This window comes from Pseudomonas sp. P5_B2 (assembly GCF_056400445.1).
The window spans coordinates 1-1,530 of the sequence record NZ_JBFULH010000836.1; the positions used below are offsets into that span (position 1 = coordinate 1).

Sequence of the window (1,530 nt, forward strand, 5' to 3'; positions counted from 1 at the left end):
CACCACGGCATCCCGACGACGACCGCCATAGGTCGCGGCGAGGCTGGCAAAAAACGCACCAATCAGCAGGGCGACGAACATCCACAACGAAGTCATCGCAGCGACTTTGGCGGCGGTATCAGCGGCCTGCTGGGCTGCGAGTTTGGCGTCGGCAATGGCTTTTTGAGTGCGGGCGTAGACTTCATCGACACGGCGTTCGGCGTCTGCCTGGCTCAGGTTGGTGCGTTGGGCAACCATCTGCGCAAGGTAGGTCCGGTCTTCGGCAGCCAGTTGGCCGTTGCTAAGGCTGCGAGCGAAGATGCGGGTCACTGTGCCCCGCGCGTCCTCATCGCTGACCTGTGCGGGACTATCGCTACGGAACAGACTGTCGACGAAATAACCAAATTGATCGCTGTCGGTTTTACCAGCAGCGTTGCCTGCGGCTTGAGTGGCCGCACTGGCCGCCCCACCGACGACACTTGCGCCAGCCTGCACACCACCGCTGACGATACTGCTGACCGAGCCGACCACCAGTGTCGCGGTCACCAATGTCGCTACGCACCAAGCGAGGAAGCCGTGGGCAGTATCACGGAAATACACTTCATCCCCATGCATGTTGGCCCACTTGACCCGCAAGCGACCGGCAATGTAACCGCCGAGCCCGGAAGCCACGATTTGCGTCACCGCCAGCCACACGATGGTTGAGATGCCCAAGCCCTTGGCGCTCACGCCTTCATTGGCCCACGGCGAAACCGCCGAAAAACCCAGGCCGAAACCGAGCAGCACCAAGATCAACGATAACGCCGCCGCCGCAGCGGCCCCGGCGAAGATCGCCCCCCAGGACACACCGGAGAGCGTGCTGGTTTCTTCTGCGACGGGATAAAAACCATCAGAAGATCTATTCATTGTTGTATCGCTCCAGGCAGGAAAGATGGTGTTACAACTCTTCGAATGGACCATTGCAGTCACCGTGCCAGAGACAACAATTAAATAAATCGTTATTTTTCATTAGCTTATAAACTTTGAACTTCCAATTCTCATGCAATTTGCAAGGTCCACCTCAAGACGACGGGTTTTCTGCATTGAATGAAATAATCAGTGCATGAAGTTTTATTTAGAAAGCCTTCGATCATTTCTTGGCAAAATGTTGCACATCATCGAGAACCGTTAATCAGGCCAGCCCTATGACCCGCATTTTGACCATCGAAGACGACGCCGTGACCGCCCGGGAAATCGTCGCCGAATTGAGCAACCACGGCCTCGATGTCGATTGGGTGGACAATGGCCGGGAAGGCCTGGAGCGTGCGGTCAGTGGCGACTATGACCTGATCACCCTCGACCGCATGCTGCCGGAACTCGATGGCCTGGCGATCGTCACCACGCTGCGGACCATGGGCGTGGCCACGCCGATCCTGATGATCAGCGCCCTCTCCGACGTCGATGAGCGGGTGCGCGGTTTGCGTGCTGGCGGTGACGACTACCTGACCAAGCCGTTCGCCACGGATGAAATGGCAGCTCGCGTTGAAGTGCTGCTGCGCCGGCAGAATACCG

Annotated in this window: 2 protein-coding genes; one reads left to right on the plus strand and one right to left on the minus strand. The window is 58.0% G+C overall.

The features are described from left to right. Positions 1-885: hypothetical protein (locus AC1DRJ_RS27275; protein WP_477804882.1), on the minus strand; the 885-nt coding region annotated here is incomplete at its 3' end. Between the two features lie 278 nt (positions 886-1,163). On the opposite strand from AC1DRJ_RS27275, the gene AC1DRJ_RS27280 reads away from it, so the two are divergent. Further along, positions 1,164-1,530 (plus strand): response regulator transcription factor (locus AC1DRJ_RS27280; protein WP_477804883.1); only part of this gene is annotated, 367 nt, incomplete at its 3' end.